This window comes from Burkholderia sp. AU18528, assembly GCF_002223215.2.
In the GTDB taxonomy this organism is placed as follows: domain Bacteria; phylum Pseudomonadota; class Gammaproteobacteria; order Burkholderiales; family Burkholderiaceae; genus Burkholderia; species Burkholderia semiarida.
On record NZ_NKFC02000009.1, the window covers coordinates 545928 to 562987 of the forward strand.

Genomic DNA, 17060 nt, shown 5'->3' on the forward strand with positions numbered 1-17060 from the left:
CTCGAAACGATATTCCTTTGGATCACAAACGATGCGCGAATGGCGAAGGCGATTGTGCGTTCTGACGTCGCAATCGATGCAGGAACGCCGATACGCGCCGCGCGGCGACGGTAATACGCAGCGACGATAACGATCCGAGAATCCGTTATTGGAACGCCCGCGTCGCGCTTCCTATACTGGGCTCCCGGCGCAAACGGCCACGCTCTTCGAGGAAATCCGCATGACTTCATCGCACGCAGTTCCCGACCTTTCCACCGGTACCGATTACGATGCACTCGCGAGCCGGTTCCGGCCGATCTTCGAGCGCATTGCCGCCGGCACCGCCGAGCGCGATCGCCGCCGCGAATTGCCGCACGAGGCGATCGGCTGGCTCAAATCGGCCGGCTTCGGCGCGATACGTTTGCCTGTGAGCGCCGGCGGCGCCGGCGCATCGCTGCCGCAGTTGTTCCGGCTGCTGACCGAGCTCGCCGCCGCCGATTCCAATTTGCCGCAGGCATTGCGCGGGCACTTCGCGTTCGTCGAGGACTGGCTCAATGCGCCGGCCGGGCCGCGGCGCACGACCTGGTTCGACCGCTTCGCGAGCGGCGCGCTCGTCGGCAATGCGTGGTCGGAAGCCGGCGACGTGCCGCTCGGCCAGACCGTCACGAAGGTGTCGGAGCACAATGGCCGGCTCGTGCTGAACGGCCGGAAGTTCTACAGCACCGGCAGCCTGTTCGCCGACTGGATCGACGTGTTCGCGCAGCGCGCGCACGACGGCAGCGACGTGATCGTCGCCGTCGCGACCGCGCAGCCCGGCGTGATCTGCGACGACGACTGGGACGGCTTCGGTCAGACCACCACCGGCAGCGGCACGACGCGTTTCGAGAATGCGGCGGTCGATGCGGACAACGTGATCGATTTCGCGCGCCGCTTCAAGTACCAGACCGCGTTCTATCAGTTGTTCCACGTCGCGACGCTGGCCGGGATCGGCCACGCGATCGTGCGCGATGCGGGCGAACTCGTGCGCAACCGCACGCGCGTGTACAGCCACGGCAATGCGCAGCGGGCCGGCGACGATGCACAGCTGCAGCAGGTGATCGGCGAGATCGCGTCATGGGCGTACGCGGCCGACGCGCTCGCGCTGCGCGCCGCGCAGCCGCTTCAGCAAGCCTATGAAGCGCGCTTCGGCGGCGATGAAGCGGCCGAGCAGGCCGCGAACGTCGCGGCCGAAATCGAATCCGCGCAGAGCCAGCTCGTCGTGTCCGAACTCGTGCTGCGCGCGGCGACGCGCCTGTTCGACGCGCTCGGCGCATCCGCGACCCGCAGCACGACCGCGCTCGATCGCCACTGGCGCAACGCACGCACGGTGTCGTCGCACAATCCGCTCGTGTACAAGGCGCGCATCGTCGGCGACTGGATCATCAACGGCCGCACGCCGCCGTTCGTGTGGCGCGTGGGTAACGGCGCGGGCGCCGGTGCGGAAACCGGAGCCGCGCGATGAGCAAGACCATCCGCTTCAACGCGTTCGAGATGAACTGCGTCGGTCACCAGTCGCCCGGCCTGTGGGCGCATCCGCGCGACCGCTCGTGGCAGTACAAGGATCTCGACTACTGGACCGACCTCGCGCGCGTGCTCGAACGCGGGATCTTCGATGCGATCTTCATCGCGGACGTGATCGGCTACTACGACGTGTACAAGGGCAGCAACTATCACGCGCTGCACCAGGCCGCGCAGATCCCGGTCAACGATCCGCTGCAACTGGCCGCGCCGATCGCGATGGCGACCGAGCATCTCGGCATCGGCATCACCGCGTCGACGACGTTCGAGCACCCGTACACGTTCGCGCGCCGGCTGTCGACCGCGGACCATCACACGAAGGGCCGGCTCGCGTGGAACATCGTCACGTCGTATCTGGAGAGCGGCGCGAAGAACGTCGGCGATCACGGGCTGCGCACGCACGACGACCGCTATGCGGTCGCGGCCGAATACGTCGAGGTGCTGTACAAGCTGTTCGAAGGCAGTTGGGAAGACGGCGCGGTGGTGCGCGACCGCGACGGCCGCGTGTTCACGCATCCGGAGAAGGTGCACGAGATCGGCCACAAGGGCCGCTTCTTCGACGTGCCCGGCTATCACCTGTGCGAGCCGTCGCCGCAACGCACGCCGGTGCTGTTCCAGGCCGGCGCGTCGGGCCCCGGCAAGGCGTTCGCCGCGCGGCACGCCGAATGCGTGTTCGTCGCCGCGCCGACCCGCGACCAGCTCGCGCGCTACGTGGCCGACGTGCGCGCGCAGGCCGCGGCCGCCGGGCGCGACCCGGCGAAGGTGCTGATCTACAACCTCGTCACGGTGATCGTCGACGAGACCGACGAGAAGGCGCAAGCCAAGTTCGACGAATATCGCCGCTACGTGTCGTACGACGGCTCGCTGGTGTTCATGTCGGGCTGGACCGGCATCGACTTCGGCCAGTACGCGCCGACCGATCCCGTCCGGCGCGTCGACACGAACGCGATCGTGTCGGCGGTCGAGCACCTGTCGGGCGGCGACACCGCGTGGACGATCGAGGCGCTGGCGGCCTGGGGCGGCATCGGCGGGATGGGCCCGGTGTTCGTCGGGTCGGCGGCGACCGTCGCGGACATCCTGCAGGAATGGGTGGCCGCGACCGACGTGGACGGCTTCAATCTCGCGTATGCGGTCGCGCATGAAACCTTCGAGGACGTCGTGCGCTATCTCGTGCCGGAGTTGCAGCGCCGCGGCGTGTATCCGAGCGCGTATGCGCCGGGCACGCTGCGCGAAAAATTGTTCGGCGGTTCGGCGCGGTTGCCTGACGAGCATCCGGCCGCCCAGTTTCGCGATATCGAACAGGTCAAGCGCGCGGCCGAGCGCGAAGCGGTCAGCGCTTAACTGCACGTCCAACAACGTCGAAGCCGGGCTGTCCGCATTCGCGCGGCGACCGGCTTCAGCTTCAGCACAAACGGCTTCGTGCAGTCCGACGAAGCCGTGCGTATTTTCCGGGGCAACGGCGAGCGCCCCCTCAGCGCTTACGCCGCGCTTTCGTCGTCGACGTCGTGCGCCGTCGGTTCATACCTCACGATCAGCAGGAACACGATCGGCGTGACCGCGCTGATCGCGACGACCCAGAACATGTCGGTGCCGAGGCGGGCTTGCAGGATCGGCAGCACGAACAGCGCGAGCGCCTGGCCGATGCCGCACAGCGACCGCCCGAAGCCGACACCGGTGCCGCGGATCGCGGCCGGATACGACAGCGTCGGATAGATCATCATCTGCGCGCCGGGCCCGAAGCCTTCGGCGAACAACCACGTACCGAGCATCAGCAACACGACACCGACCGCGATCGCCCCGTGCGGATGGCCTGCGAGCGCAAGGGCGACGAGCGCGACCGTTTGCAGCGCGAACCCCGCGATCGCGACATGACGCGACGCATACCGATATGCGAGACGCATGCCCAGCAAGCCGCCGGTGAACGCGAACAGCACGTTCAATGCGAGCGATGCCGCGATCGTCTCGAACACGCCCGCGCCGAGAAATTGCGACAGGATCGACGGCAGGAAGAACGCGATCGCCGTGTATTCGAACGGGATGCACAGGTTCATCACGCTGGCGACGATCGTGCGCCCGAGATACGGGCGCTGGAACAGCACGCGAATCCGCACCGGCTGCGGGCCCGGCTCGCGTCGCACGTCCTGCGCTTCGTGCGCGTGAATGCCGTACGACTGGCGCAGGATGCGCGCGGCGTTGGCCAGATCGCCCTGATTCGCGGCCCACAGCGGGGATTCGTTCATGAAGCGGTTGCGGAACAGGATGATGACGAGCGCCGGCACCGCGCCGAAGATCAGCGACGCACGCCACAGCCATCCCGCATGCTCGGCCGGCAGCAGGAAGTACAGGCCGAAGATCAGCAGGAAGCACACCGACGACGCGACGTACCACATCGGGCACCACGCGGCGAGCCGCGACGCCTTGTTGCCGCGGCCGTTGAACTTCGAGAATTCCGCGAGAAACGCCATCGCGACCGGCAGGTCGATGCCGACGCCGAGCCCCATCACGAAGCGGGCGGCGATCAGCACCCAGACGTTCGGCGCGAGCCCGGCCGCGATCGCCGCGACCACGAAGAACAGCATGTCGGCCATGAACACCTGGTAGCGGCCGATCCGGTCGGTCAGCCAGCCGCCGATCAGGCTGCCGAAGATCGTGCCGATCATGATCGCCGACCCGACGAGCCCGGTCAGCGCGGGCGTCAGCCCGAATTCGCGCGTCACGTCGTCGATGCCGTAGGACAGCGTCGTCAGGTCGTACGCGTCGAGAAACACGCCGCCGAGCGCCAGCAGCACGATCATCCGTGCATGGCTGACCGAACTGTCGACCGTGTTGATCAGGCGCGCGACGTCGCTGGCCGAGCGGATGGGGGAAGAAACCGGCGTAACGGGGCTCAGGTCGATCGAACTCATCGGATTCCTTAGTGTGTCGCCGGATGGCCGGCGAATGAGCGGCGAAGTTTGCAGGATGCCGGCCGCCGCGACAGGGGCATCGCGGCCCGGGCCGTCGAACGAATGCGTTCCGGCCGTCGTCGCATGCGTCGCTTGCCGGCACCGGAAATTCTGTTCTCCAGGCCCGGCAATCCCAAGCGATATAAACCGATAAATTAATCGGCGTGCGTCATAAAGTTGCGCGGGCCGTGCTATCTCCTTCCGGCCGCCCGGCGGCCGGCCTCGCCGCGCCGCTGCTCGACCTGCGGATCGCCCGCAAGCTGTATGGCGATCGCACGGTCCTCGCCGACATCGCGTTGCAGGTCGCGCCACGCGAGATCGTCTGCGTGGTCGGCCCGAGCGGCTGCGGCAAGAGCACGCTGCTGCGGATCGTCGCCGGCCTCGACGCGAACTTCCGCGGCAGCGTGACGCTCGACGGCAGCGCGCTCGCCGGGCCGTCCGCGCGCGTCGGCGTGATCTTCCAGGAGCCGCGGCGGCTGCCGTGGCTGTCGATCGCCGACAACGTCGGCTTCGCGGCCGGCGCGCGGGGCGGATGCGACCCGAGCGTCGCGCGCTTGCTCGACGAAGTCGGTCTGGCCGGCGTCGCACGGCAACTGCCGGCCACGTTGTCGGGCGGAATGGCGCAGCGCGCCGCTATCGCGCGGGCTGTTCGGCGAGCCGGATCTGCTGCTGCTCGCCGAGCCGTTCAGCGCGGTCGACGCGATCACGCGGATGCGTCTGCAGACGCTGCTGCTCGATGTCGTCCAGCGGCACCGGATGGCCGCGATCGTCGTCACGCACGATCTCGACGAGGCGCTGTATCTCGGCGATCGCGTGCTGATGCTCGCGCCGAACCCGGGCCGCGTCGACGACGAACTCCACGTCGACGTCGCGCGGCCGCGCGATCGGCGCGATCCGTCGCTGGCCGCGCTGCGCGCGCGGCTGCTCGATGCGTTCCAGCGCTTTCACGATCGCGCGGCCGGCGACACGGCGGGGATCCCGGCCACGCCGGACTGACATCGCCGGCCCGCACCGCACACGACGTCATCGCGTGGACACCGACCGCACGAACGCGGCCAGATCGCGATTGAACCGCTCGGCTTCCTCGATGAACGGTGCGTGCCCCGACTCCGCATACACCTTGCTGGCGATGCGCGGATTCAGCTCGGCCGCGCGAGCCAGCGTCGTGGGCGTATCGACCAGTGCATCGCGGCCGCCGTAGATGAAGAGCAGCGGCACGCGCGCGTGGCCGAGCCCCGCCGCGGCGAATACCGACATCGTCGGGATGGCCTTTTGCATGTCCCACGACGCCATCGCGGCATTGGCGAGCAACCGCTCGAACGTGGCGGCATCCGGCCGGCGGTTGAAGCACAGACCGACGAACGTGCGCTCGCCGTCGAGATGCGTTTTCAGGTCCGGCGCATTCATGTCGCGGTACACGTCCGGGTGATCGACGATCTGGCCCGGCGCGAGCTCGACCACGCCGTCGACGTACACGGCCCCCGCGATCGCGCCGTCGCCGTATCTGGCGAGGTAGTTCGAGATCACCACGCCGCCGAGCGACCAGCCGACCACGACGGGCTTGCGCGCATGCGCGCCGTCGATCACCGCGGCGAGATCGTCGCCCCAGCGGGTTCCGTCGCGATACGGCCGCGCGCCGGACGGCTTGTCCGACAGCCCGTGGCCGCGCAGATCGTACGTGATGATCCGGAATCCGCGCAGCTCGGGGCTCGCGACCTGCGCGTCCCAGTTCAGGCGGCTGCCGAGCAGGCCGTGAATCAGGATGACCGGCACGCCGTCGGGGTCGCCGCTTTCCTGAACGGCCAGCTTCACGCCGTCCGTCGACGTCACGGTATAGCTGAGCGGCGCGGCCGCCGCGTCGTACGCCAACGCGAACGGCGTCGCCCACCAGACCACGGCCAGCAGCCAGCGGATCAGCACTCGGGTAGTCACGATTTTTCCTCCAGGCATGAACGGACGCACAGTCTCAACCCTCACACTGATGTGAGAGTCAAGCGAATCGTGCTAACCTGCCGTGCATGAAAAACCCGCCTCCGCAGCCCCTGCTGACCATCGGCAAACTCGCGCAGCTCACCGGCGCGAGCGTGCGCTCGATCCGGCACTACGACGAGCACGGCCTGCTCGCGTCGGTGCGCGCGGCCAACGGCTACCGCATGTTCCCCGACAACGCGGTGACGCAGGTCAGACAGATCCAGCGCATGATCGCGACCGGTTTCACCCTCGACGACATTCGCGGCTTTCCGGACTGCATGCTGCTGATCGAGGGCGCGCGTTCGTGCGATCAGATCTCCGAGGTTCAGCGCGAACGCCTCGAAGCGATCGACCGTCAGATCGCCGATCTGGAAAAGCGGCGTGCGCGGCTCATCAAGACCTTGCAGGATGGCGCGGTGCCGCCGCTCGATTGAGGCGCCAGCGTTCACCGGCACGAATCAGCCCCCGCGTCGCCCTTCGGGGCACCCGCTTCACATCGGCATCGTTCGAGAATGCGCGACCGGCGACGGCGCGCACACCACGCCCGCCGAGCCACCGAAAAAACGGGCATATTCAATTACCGCAGATTACAAACGCTTTTCATAAACGCATCCTTGACATGCCGAATCGCGTGGTATTTACTGCCATTGCAATCGATGCAATACGAAAAACCGCACGACGAAAAACAGGACTGAGAGCTGCATTTGCAGCGGCGCGCAGCAATACGCGTCGGCGAAATGCAAGACCGAGAAGTAAAACAGGCTTGATCCGACCGGGGGCCACATCCATGTCCGCTACCACCAAACCGCCGCCTGGCGGTTGATTCCCGCCATTCAGCCATCCGACCCCGCAGGCCTGCCGCCGGTTTTCCGATAGAACCGGGGCGGTGCCGCGACGCGCGTCGTCCACCCGAATCGCATCGCGCATGCGTCGGGTTTCAATGCGAGACGGCATGTTCGCGGAATATCCATTTTAAAAATCCGGTGGATCCCGAATTTCACCGGCGATGCATTATCAATTCGGGATTTTCTTAAATCTGTCGCTTCGATATTTCATATATTGATGAAGGAATAAAAATGAGTACCACGACGATCGAAAGTGCCGGTTACGGGGTGTACAACGCGACCATCGATGTCACGAGCCAGGTAGCGGCGGCCTACAAGAACGGCCAGCGCGTATTCACGGCCAGCAACCAATGGGGCGATCCGGCCCCGGGCGAGCGCAAGTACCTGTACATCTTCTGGACCCGCAACAGCGAATCGCAGTCGGGCGTGACCGGCGAGAACGATTCTCACGGCGTCACCCTGCCCTGAACCGCGTTCCGCGCGCGGGACGGGCCGCCGCGCCGCGGCAGTTGGCAATCGGCAGTCGCACGGCCCGTGCGCGTCATCCGGCGCGCAGCGTGTCTTCCCCACCTTACCGATCGACAGGAGTCTTTCATGCCGTCCGTCTACGTGCAGAACATCTCGATTCCCCTGAGCGACGCCAAGCCGTCCGATTCGGGCGTCATCACGGCCCAGGCCACCTACAGTTTCCCGACCAACGTGATTGCGGCCGGCGCGTCGGTGGCCAGCTACTCGGTCTCGTTCGGCAACACCGACCACCACCTGCGCACGGTAGGCGCGAGCGTGCAGGTGCAGACGCAGAACAATTCGCCGACGGTGACCATCACGGGCTCGCTCCAGTTGATCGACAACAGCAGCAACGAGCTCAATCCGAGCAGTTGCTCGCTGATCGCGTCGGTGATTGCCTGGGCGCAATAAGCGGCGTTCGCCGCCGCGCCGCCGCGGTGAGCGGCGGCGTCGTTTCCATTGCCCGGTTTGCGGTCGGGCCTTTCGTGGTCCTCCGCCCGGCGTTCGGGCCGGGGACCATTTTCTCGAGGAGTCGCCATGTCCACCAGCGCCAGCCAGCAGGCCGACATTCCCGCCCTGGGCGTGCTCCAGTTCGACGCCGGCAGCTTCGGTTCCGCCGTGAACCTGTTCCGCGGCAATCTCGCCTTCCCGCTCAAGCTGCTGACGCTGCCGGCGCGTGGCGGGCTGGCGTTCGACCTGACCCTGCTGTACCAGAGCAACGTCGCCGACCAGGTCTCGCAATGGAACCTCACGAACCCGAGCGGCGCGCTCGGCGTGGGCTGGAGCATGCCGCTCGAGCGCATCGTCGCGGAAACGCAGGGCACGGGCAGCCCGCTCGACGTGCAGTACTACCTGATGAGCCAGGGCCAGGCGATGCAGCTCGTGCCGATCCCCACGGCGTGGGGCCGCGGCACGCTGGCCGCCGACGCGTTCGACGACGCCGCGAGCGCGGCGCCGTTCGCGAGCGACCGGGTGCCGGCGGCACTCGCGTCCGCGCTGGAGCGACACGGCTGGCGCCCGTCGGGAGACGCGCGTGTGTCGCCCACCGGCCGCCCCGGCGAGTGGCGCCTCGACGATGCGCCGCTCCGCCGCTCGCATCTGCTGCGCCGGCAAGCGGACGGCACGATCGCCGTGACCACCGACGGCCAGTCCTATGAAACGGCGCCCTACCAGTTCTGGCAGATCACGCACTACCCGGCCTGGGACAGTTGGGAAGTCGTCCGCCCGGACGGCACGGTCGCCACCTACGGCGGCTCGGATGCGGCCGCCGCCGCGCGCAGCCTGATCCAGTGGGGCATCCGCTGGGGCAACTGGGTCGGCCCGAGCCGCCGCGCGGAAAACCAGCAGCGCTATGCGGTGGCGTGGAATCTCGCGCAGTTGCGCAACACGCTCGGGCACTGGATCGAATTTTCGTACAGCACGATCGAGCAGGCGGTCGGCGACGGCACGTTGACCTACACGCGCGAATGCCAGATCGCGAGCATGGAAAACGATCTCGGCTGGTCGTGCCGGTTCGCGTGGCAGCCGATGACCTACGACACCCGCTCGCTCGACGCGCCGAAGGAATACCTGGCCGCGCACGGCGACCCGACCCAGGTGCCGGGCGGCCAGCCGAACGCGTGGCAGGACCGTTACGAGACGCGCTATCTCGACCACGTCGACGTGATCGACGGCTCGGGCGCGCAGCAGACCCGCCTCGATTTCGACTGGTACGACCTGACCCTTCTCGCGCCGCGCGACGCCGCCAATCCGCTCGCCACCGGCGCCTGCTACAAACGCTATCTGAAAAGCGTGACGGACACCTTCAGCGGCGGCGCGGCCCGCCCCGGCATCGCGTTCGACTACAACTTCGATGCCGGCGGCGCGCCGAACCCGGGCGCGATGACGTCGATGACGCTGCCCACCGGCGGCGTGCTGCGCTACACGTACGCCGAGATCGACGTGGGCGCGGACGAGAACGTCGATCCGGGCTCGCGCAATCTCACCATCGACAATCCGTTCGGCGCGAGCCGGCCGGGCGCGCCGCGCATCTGGTACGGCGCCGACTACGTGGTCGTCGCGTGGTACGAGGCCAGCGAGAACGCGCTGCTGGTGAACGTCTACACGTGGCTGGGCCGCTGGATTCCGGCCTGGACGGACTGGCAGCGCTTCGACGGCGCGCTCGATCTCGACCGGACGGTGGCCACGACCAGCGCCGACAGCTTCGTGCTCGTGCTGGCGAGCCTCGACGACACGCAATCGACGCTCTATCTCGCGTCGCGCCGGCCGGTCGCGAACGCGGACTGGCGTTTCGCGGGCGAGCCCGGCGCGCCCACGCCGTACCGCTACGCCAGCAGCCAGTTGCGTATCGCCAACGGCGCCGACTTCTTCGTCGTGATCGACAACGACGATCGCCGCGTCGACCGCTACGCGCTGAACTGGCAGACGCGCGGCTGGGACGTCGCGCCCGCGCTCGCGAGCGGCACGTGCTGCCCGTCCGGCAGCATCAATACGCAATCGTACGTGGCGGCGGCCACGAATCACTATCTGGTGTTCTGCTATGACGAGGACACGGCGCACGGCCGGTTCAGCCTGATGGTCCGCGATGCGGCGACGCTCGCGTGGCGGCTCGGCAGCACGCTGGACACCGACGCGATCACGATTCCGGCCGTCGGCGCCACGTCGTATTTCCAGCTGTCGATGGGCCAGGGCTTCGCGGCAGCCGCGTGGATCGACCGCTATGCGTCGTCGGGCGGCGTGGTGAAGGCCTTCGACTACCGCCTGGCGGTGCCCGCGTGGGACGACGACTACGGCAACCTCGCATTGCGCCCGCTGCCCGACGTATTCGACGGCCCGGGCTTCACGAACCTGTCGCCCGCGTTCATGCAGACGCTCGGCCCCGTGATCGCCGGCAACAGCCTGGTCGGCTCGGGCCCGAACGTGCTGGTGTTCGACGGCGTGAGCTGGTCCTACCACTTCGCGGGCATCCAGTACCCGCCCGGCAGCGACGCGAACCGCCAGTTCTACTGGTACGCGTGGGACCCGCTCGGCGTGCTGAAGACGGAGAACACGACGTCGGCGCTCTACTCCGCGCTCGACAGTTTCGATCCCGATGCCGACACGCCCTGGGTCACCCAGGTGCTGCAGGACGAGGATCCGGCGCCCGCGGATCGCGAGACGCAGGGCTTCCCGACGCTGGCCGGCGAATTCCTGTCGCAGAATCGCGACCTCTACGGCCGTTCGGTCTGGCCCGCGTGGAACCCGATCGCGGGATTCCGGCTGGGCGAAATCACCGTCGATCGCTTCGACAGCACGACCGTCATCAACCAGGCGCCGGATTTCCTCGCGTTCATGACGCTCGACGCCGACGGCGCGCCGCTCGACACGCAGGTGCGCTTCTTCAGCAACGGCGGGCTGCTGCGGGACGCGCAGGGCGAGCCGGTGGTCGAGCGGTTCCCCGGGCAGCAGATGTTCCGCCTGCTCAACAGCACGCTGCAGTACGAGACGGCCATCTCGGGCAAGCTGCCGGCGATTCCGTCGGGCTTCGTGACCTTCCCGTCGGGCAACGAGATCGACGCATCGACCCACGTCACGCTGCACCGCTATGCGAATCACTCGCTGCATGCGCCGCTCGCGGCCTTCGTCGTGACCGCGCTGGCGATGGACAGCGGCTACGACACGATGCTGCGCTGCTATGCGTACGCGGACGTGTCGGCCAACACCGATCCGTCGGGCAGCATCGTGCAATTCTCGACGGTGTCCGAATACCAGGCGTGCGAGACGCCGCAGGCGCAGCGCTACGGCTGGACCACGAGCCATTTCTACAACGGCCTGCCCGCGCGCACGCTGCAGTTGCCGGACGATTGCCGCGTCCGCGCCGGCGCATGCGGTACGGCCGCGCCCGTCGACGACGCGTATTCGCTCGCCGCCGGCCTGCTGTTGTCGACCTCGGTGTACGACCGCGACGGCACGCTGCTGTCGTCCACCACCAGCGACTGGACCTACACCGACCAAGTGGCGAGCGACGCGAACGGCACCGCGCTGCGCAATCTCTACGACGCCGTGCCGCAGATCGCGACGTCGATCGAGAGCCTGCAGGGCGTCGAGCGCACCATGACCTATGCGTACAACGCGGCCTCGGGCTATCCGGCCACGGTGCAGACCGCCTACTACGACAGCCGGGGCGAGCTCAACGTCACGCAGCGCACGTCGCTGTTCGGTTTCGAGGTCTACCCGGCGATGTGGAGCGCGCACATTCTCGCGCCGGTGGCCAGTGCGTCGACGCGGGTGCAGGCGGACGGCGGCTGGCTGTTGCAGGCCGCGAAGGCGCAGACCTTCCGCAGTTGGGCCCGCGACGACGGCACCACCTATCTGGCGGAAGCCGACAGCTGGGTCGCGGTCGACGCGGATGCGCCGCCGTTCGCCGCGTGGAACGGCGGTCAGCCCGGCGCGGGCTGGCTGCTGGAAGAGCGTATCGACACCCGCGACGGCGAAGGCAACGTGCTGCTGTCGCACGACGTCACCGGCCGGCCGATGGCTTCGCTGTTCGACGACGCGGGGCGTTTTCGGATCGCGGGCTTCGTCAATTCGGCCAGCGGTAATGCGTACGACAGTTTCGAGGACTACCAGCGGCCGACCTGGAGCCTGCCGGCCGGCGCGGCCGTCTATCGCGACGACGCGGCCAGCGGCACCGCGTGCCTGCAGATCACCGCGTCGGCGACGCTCACCCGCGCCGTGACGTTGACCGACGGCCGCGCGCGGCAGTTGTTCGGCCTCTGGTTCAAGAGCCCGCCCGGCGCGACCGCGCGCGACTTCGCCGTGACGCTGACGCTCACCGCGCCGGGCGGCGCGCAGGTGAGCCGGCGCCTCGCGCCCACCGCCGGCCAGTGGCAACCGCAGCAATGGACCGTCGATCCGTCGTCGCTGGGCCTCGGCGCGAACGCCGCCGTCACGCTCGGCATTCAGGCGGAACTGCCGGCGGGCGGCGCGGCGTGGCTGCGGCTCGACGACGTGTTCTTCACGCCGCTCGACTGCCAGTTCCAGTCGATCGCCTACGACGGCGCACGGCTGCGCACGCTCGGCACCACCGCGCCGAACGGCGTGCGCTCGCGCACGCTTTACAACCCGTTCGCCGAGCCTTCCGTGACGGTCGGCCCCTGGGACAACCCGAGCCTGATCAGCATGACCTGGTTCGCCGCGCAGGACACGACGATCGGCCCGGCCGCCCCGTTTCCGCACGCCACGCCGAACGCGGCGATCAACGTCACCGGCCAGGGGACCGGCGTGTACGACGGCTTCTGCAACGGCGCGCTGGCGTTCTACACGGCCGCGTCGGGCAATGCGGCCGACTGGACCGCGGGCGGCGGCCTGCTCAGCTATCACGGCGAGGCCGGCGGGCCGCTCGGCGCGCGGCTCGAACGCACCGGCTTCGCGGCGACGAGCATCGCCGCGCGCGTGCTGGTCGATCGCGCCACGCTCGGCGACGCGGTGCTCGGCACCGGCACGTGGTTCGTCGGCTTCAGCCAGGCGCAGGGCTGGCGTCTGTGGCGGCTCGACGGCGCGAACGCGGTGCTGCTGCAATCCGACAGCGGCGCGCCGGCCGCACGGGAATGGCTGCTGGTGGCCGTGACGGGCCGCGTGCTGTTCTTCGCCGACGGGCGCAAGGTGTTCGAATATGCGAACGCCGCGGTCGCCGCCCCGTTCGGCCTGCAGCTCGGCATGACGGCGCCCGGCAGTTTCTCGGCGCTGGCCGTGGCCGAGGACGTCGCCCTGAGCGTCGAGTACCGGGACGGCCTCGCGCGCAGCCTGCAGACGCTCAAGCTCGAATCGGCCGATAGCGCCGTGCTCGACACCGGCGTGTACGACGAGCGCGGCAACAGCGCGATCCAGGCGCTCACGAGCCGCGTCACGGTGTCCGGCGCCCAGGCGCTGTTCGTCTACCAGGACGGCCTGGTGACCAACGGCGGCGCCGGCGGCAGCCTCTGGGAAGGCGCGCCGCTCGAGGGCGCGCTGGCCGCCTGGCACCCCGATGCCGGCGGCTATCCGTTCTCGCGCACCGCGTACGAAAACGCGCCGCTCGGCCGGCCGGTGGCGTTCGGCCAGCCCGGCTACGACTATGCGATTCGGCCCGGCAACACGCATTACGCGACGCGCGGCTACGGCGTCAATACCGATGCGGGGCGCTTCGCGTACCCGTTGCCGCTCGGCGAGTATCACCTGACGGTGGACGTCGATCCCAACGGCGCGCTCACGCAAACCTGGTCGGACACGGCCGAGCACCTGATCGGCCGCGTGGTGCAGAACTCGACGACCGACGACAGCCTCGACTGGCGCATGAGCCAGATCCACGACGCGCAGGGCCGCACCGTCGCGTCGGTGCCGCCCGCGTCGTACGCGGCGGGTGGCGCCGGCACGAAAACCGTGCCGGCCGGCAGCAGCACCGCCGAATACGATTTCGCCGGGCATCGGCTCAGCTCGACCGACCCCGACAGCGGCACCACGCAGATCGTCTACAGCAGCGCCGGGCTGATGCGCTTCCTCGCCGACGGCAATGCGTTGAACGGCGGCTACGTCGCCTATCGCAAATACGACACGCTGAGCCGCGTGATCGAGGAAGGCACCTTCGCCGTCGCGTGGGATCGCACGCAGCTTCAGCAGCATGCCGACGACCCCGACTGGCCGCCGTCGCCGCCCACCTGGAGCGTGCGCCGCCACTACGACGGCGACGGCTCGGATGCGACGCAGGACGACCATCTCGTCGGCCGGCTCTGGAAGGTCGAAGTCAACCAGGGCAACGCCGGGCTGGCCGCCTTGACCGAGACGGTCGCGTACGACCGGGCCGGGCGCGTGCTCGCGCGGCGCCGGCAATTCGCCGGGATGCCCGCGGGCGACTGCGTCATCGCGAATACGTGGTCGGCCGGCGGCAACCTGCTGTCGAGCACGGATTCGGCCACGGGGCTCGTCAGCCTGCGCCGTTACGATGCGCTCGGCCGCGTGCTCGAGGTCGCGGCCGACACCGGCGGCACGACGACCGTGCTGATCGCGCACGAGTACGAGCCGAACGGCAAGCCGGCGCTCACCCGGCTGCTGCCCGACGGCAACGGTTCGGCGATGTTGTCCCGGCGCTTCGCGTACACGCCGCCCGGCTGGCCCACCCTCAGCGATGCGGGGGCGGTGCTCAGGGAAACGCTCGGCTACGACACCGGCGCCTGTCAGGGCGGCGGCTACTACAATGGCGAAGTCGCGAGTCAGACCGTCACGGCGGACGTGCCCGGCGGGTCGCTCGGGCCGGCCTGCACCACCATGGATTCGCTCGGCCAGTTGACCGCGTTCGGCGCCGGCGCCGACGCGCAACGCTGGGACATCGACCTGAACGGCAACTTCGAGCGGCACACGCGCGGCGCCGATTCGGCCGGTTACACGTATGCGGCCGGCACCAACCGACTGACCGGCTACACGGCCGCGCAAGACACCACCACGTTCGCTTACGACCATGCGGGCGGGATCATCGGCGCGAGCGACGGCGCCGGTGCGGCGCGCTGGCAGATCGGCTATGACGCCGGCACCGGGCGCCCCGTCAGCTACGCCAATCCGGGCGTGTCGCTGTCGATCCTGCGCGACGCGGACGGCAATCGCGCGGCGCTGACCCGCACGAGCGGCGGCGCGACCACGCAGCGCTTCCAGATGTCGATGCCCGACGGCGAAGTCGTGATCGATACGGCAAACGGCGCGAGCGAGCCGACCCGCTTCATCGCCGCGCTCGACGTCCAGGTGGCATGGCACGACGGGCGCTTCTACTTCGGGCTGCTCGACCATCTCGGCAGCGTGCGCGTGCTGCTCGACGCGAGCGGCGAGACCGTCGGCGCGTGGCAGTACGACGTATACGGCCAGCCCACCGTGCTCGTGGCCGCGCCGCTTGCGTGGCCGCGGCTGTTTACCGGCCACAACTACGACGCGGATTCCGGTTTCTATGACTGCAACGCGCGCTTCTACCACCCCGGATACGGCCGTTACCTCAGCGTCGATCCGATGCTGGAAACGCCGTCGCCGTACGTCTATGTCGGCAACAACCCGCTCGTCTTCACCGATCCGAGCGGCATGAACGTGTGGGGCATCATCGTCGGCGCGCTGGTCACGCTGGTGGTGGGCGTGGCCGGCGTGGTGCTGCTCGGCACCGGCATCGGCGCGGCGATCCTGGTGGGCGTGGTGGCCGGCGCGGTCGGGTCGATGGCCGGCGACCTCATGAGCATGGCCACCGGCGACCAGATCAGCTGGAAGCAGTTCGGCATCGACGCGCTGGCCGGCGCGGCGGCGGGCGCGGCCGGTGCGCTGGCCGGCGGCGGCGCCGGCGCCCTGACCGCGCGCGCGGCGCTCGGCTTGAGCGCGGGCAAGGTGGCCACCACGCTGTCGGTGTCGCTCGTCTCCGGCATCGCGGGCGGCGTGGCCGGCGGGGCGGCCGGGGCCGGCGTGACGGCAGGCATGACCGGGCAGCCGTTCTTCAGCCGCGCGACCGCGCTGAACATCGCGATCGGCGCGGTGGCGGGCGGTGGCGCCGGGCTGATGGCGGCGGGCGCGCACCTCACGTTCTTCACCGGCAAGGAATCGCTCGGCGTCAACCCGACGCCGCTGGAGAACGCCGGCGAAATCCCGAACTATCCGCCGCCGAACACGCCCGGCCTGCCGAGCGAGCCCGGCCAGAGCGGCCTGGTGGGGAAGGTGCGGATCCTGATGCCGAACGATCCGGTCACGACCAGCGTGAAACGCAGGTGGGATGCGTTCACCACCGATCTGCAGCGACAGCAGTTCGCGCAGAATCTCACCCGGATCGGCAACCTCGACGTCGACGTCGTGGCGACGCATGGCATCTCGCGCAGCGCGATGGTCGAGTGGACGGGCAACAACGGCGTGCAGATCAACCGGCCGATCTCCGCGTCCACGCTGGCGCGGTTCCTGCGCGCGCAGGGCTACGGCGCGGCCGATACGAACTTTCCCGCGGCGTCGGGCAGGCCGATCAAGCTCGTCACCTGCTTCGCGGGGATGGCAGGCCGCTTCGGTTTCGCGCAGGCGCTGGCCAACGAGCTGCGGGTCGACGTGTACGCGCACTGGTGGGTGGTCTATCCGACCAACAACTCGACGCCATGGATCCGCTTTCAGCCGCGCTGACGGCGCGACACGTCGCGACGAGCGACGACGGCCGCGTGGCGGCCGTCGCGCATCGGGCATACCGCGCGGCTTCACCTTCTGCCCGTGGTCACGCCCATGCGCGGCCGCAACCGCG

The 17060-nt window shown here is 68.9% G+C and carries 9 protein-coding genes and 1 pseudogene; 7 read left to right on the top strand and 3 right to left on the bottom strand.

All coding sequences use genetic code 11. The annotated features are described in order from the left end of the window. Window positions 1-220: 220 nt before the first annotated feature. On the top strand, window positions 221-1480 hold the full coding sequence (locus CFB52_RS33170) for an acyl-CoA dehydrogenase family protein (RefSeq protein WP_099318528.1): 1260 nt from the start codon (window positions 221-223) through the stop codon (window positions 1478-1480). Then, window positions 1477-2877, top strand: a complete 1401-nt coding sequence (locus CFB52_RS33175) for an LLM class flavin-dependent oxidoreductase (protein ID WP_099318529.1) — start codon at window positions 1477-1479, stop codon at window positions 2875-2877. The genes CFB52_RS33170 and CFB52_RS33175 overlap by 4 nt, the downstream gene beginning before the upstream one ends. 137 nt (window positions 2878-3014) lie before the next feature. Here CFB52_RS33175 and CFB52_RS33180 read toward each other — a convergent pair whose 3' ends face one another. Next, on the bottom strand, window positions 3015-4442 hold the full coding sequence (locus CFB52_RS33180) for an MFS transporter (protein WP_099318530.1): 1428 nt from the start codon (window positions 4440-4442) through the stop codon (window positions 3015-3017). Window positions 4443-4669: 227 nt separating this feature from the next. Here CFB52_RS33180 and CFB52_RS33185 point away from each other — a divergent pair. Further along, window positions 4670-5477: pseudogene (locus tag CFB52_RS33185) on the top strand (ABC transporter ATP-binding protein). A 27-nt stretch (window positions 5478-5504) separates the two neighbouring features. Here CFB52_RS33185 and CFB52_RS33190 read toward each other — a convergent pair. Then, complete coding sequence (locus CFB52_RS33190) at window positions 5505-6413, bottom strand: alpha/beta fold hydrolase (RefSeq protein WP_099318531.1); 909 nt, start codon at window positions 6411-6413, stop codon at window positions 5505-5507. 86 nt (window positions 6414-6499) lie between these two features. On the opposite strand from CFB52_RS33190, the gene CFB52_RS33195 reads away from it, so the two are divergent. Further along, window positions 6500-6886, top strand: coding sequence for a MerR family transcriptional regulator (locus CFB52_RS33195; RefSeq protein WP_059577708.1), 387 nt, complete (start codon window positions 6500-6502; stop codon window positions 6884-6886). 166 nt (window positions 6887-7052) lie between these two features. Here CFB52_RS33195 and CFB52_RS34485 read toward each other — a convergent pair whose 3' ends face one another. Next, complete coding sequence (locus CFB52_RS34485) at window positions 7053-7379, bottom strand: hypothetical protein (RefSeq protein WP_144029786.1); 327 nt, start codon at window positions 7377-7379, stop codon at window positions 7053-7055. 149 nt (window positions 7380-7528) lie between these two features. Here CFB52_RS34485 and CFB52_RS33200 point away from each other — a divergent pair, with 149 nt between their 5' ends. From CFB52_RS33200 to CFB52_RS33210, 3 genes are all read left to right on the top strand, one after another. Further along, window positions 7529-7765: a hypothetical protein gene (locus tag CFB52_RS33200; RefSeq protein WP_060310291.1), complete on the top strand. Its 237-nt coding sequence runs from the start codon at window positions 7529-7531 to the stop codon at window positions 7763-7765. Window positions 7766-7891: 126 nt separating this feature from the next. Next, on the top strand, window positions 7892-8215 hold the full coding sequence (locus tag CFB52_RS33205) for a hypothetical protein (RefSeq protein WP_059577704.1): 324 nt from the start codon (window positions 7892-7894) through the stop codon (window positions 8213-8215). A gap of 126 nt (window positions 8216-8341) precedes the next feature. Beyond that, a complete protein-coding gene (locus CFB52_RS33210) occupies window positions 8342-16945 on the top strand; it encodes an RHS repeat domain-containing protein (protein WP_099318532.1) in 8604 nt (2867 codons plus the stop codon). The last annotated feature ends 115 nt before the right edge of the window (window positions 16946-17060 follow it).

Coding starts and splice junctions, on each gene's coding strand:
- CFB52_RS33170 (WP_099318528.1), top strand. CDS start 221: ATGACTTCATCGCACGCAGTTCCCGACCTTTCCACCGGTACCGATTAC.
- CFB52_RS33175 (WP_099318529.1), top strand. CDS start 1,477: ATGAGCAAGACCATCCGCTTCAACGCGTTCGAGATGAACTGCGTCGGT.
- CFB52_RS33180 (WP_099318530.1), bottom strand. CDS start 4,442: ATGAGTTCGATCGACCTGAGCCCCGTTACGCCGGTTTCTTCCCCCATC.
- CFB52_RS33195 (WP_059577708.1), top strand. CDS start 6,500: ATGAAAAACCCGCCTCCGCAGCCCCTGCTGACCATCGGCAAACTCGCG.
- CFB52_RS34485 (WP_144029786.1), bottom strand. CDS start 7,379: ATGCGCGATGCGATTCGGGTGGACGACGCGCGTCGCGGCACCGCCCCG.
- CFB52_RS33200 (WP_060310291.1), top strand. CDS start 7,529: ATGAGTACCACGACGATCGAAAGTGCCGGTTACGGGGTGTACAACGCG.
- CFB52_RS33205 (WP_059577704.1), top strand. CDS start 7,892: ATGCCGTCCGTCTACGTGCAGAACATCTCGATTCCCCTGAGCGACGCC.
- CFB52_RS33210 (WP_099318532.1), top strand. CDS start 8,342: ATGTCCACCAGCGCCAGCCAGCAGGCCGACATTCCCGCCCTGGGCGTG.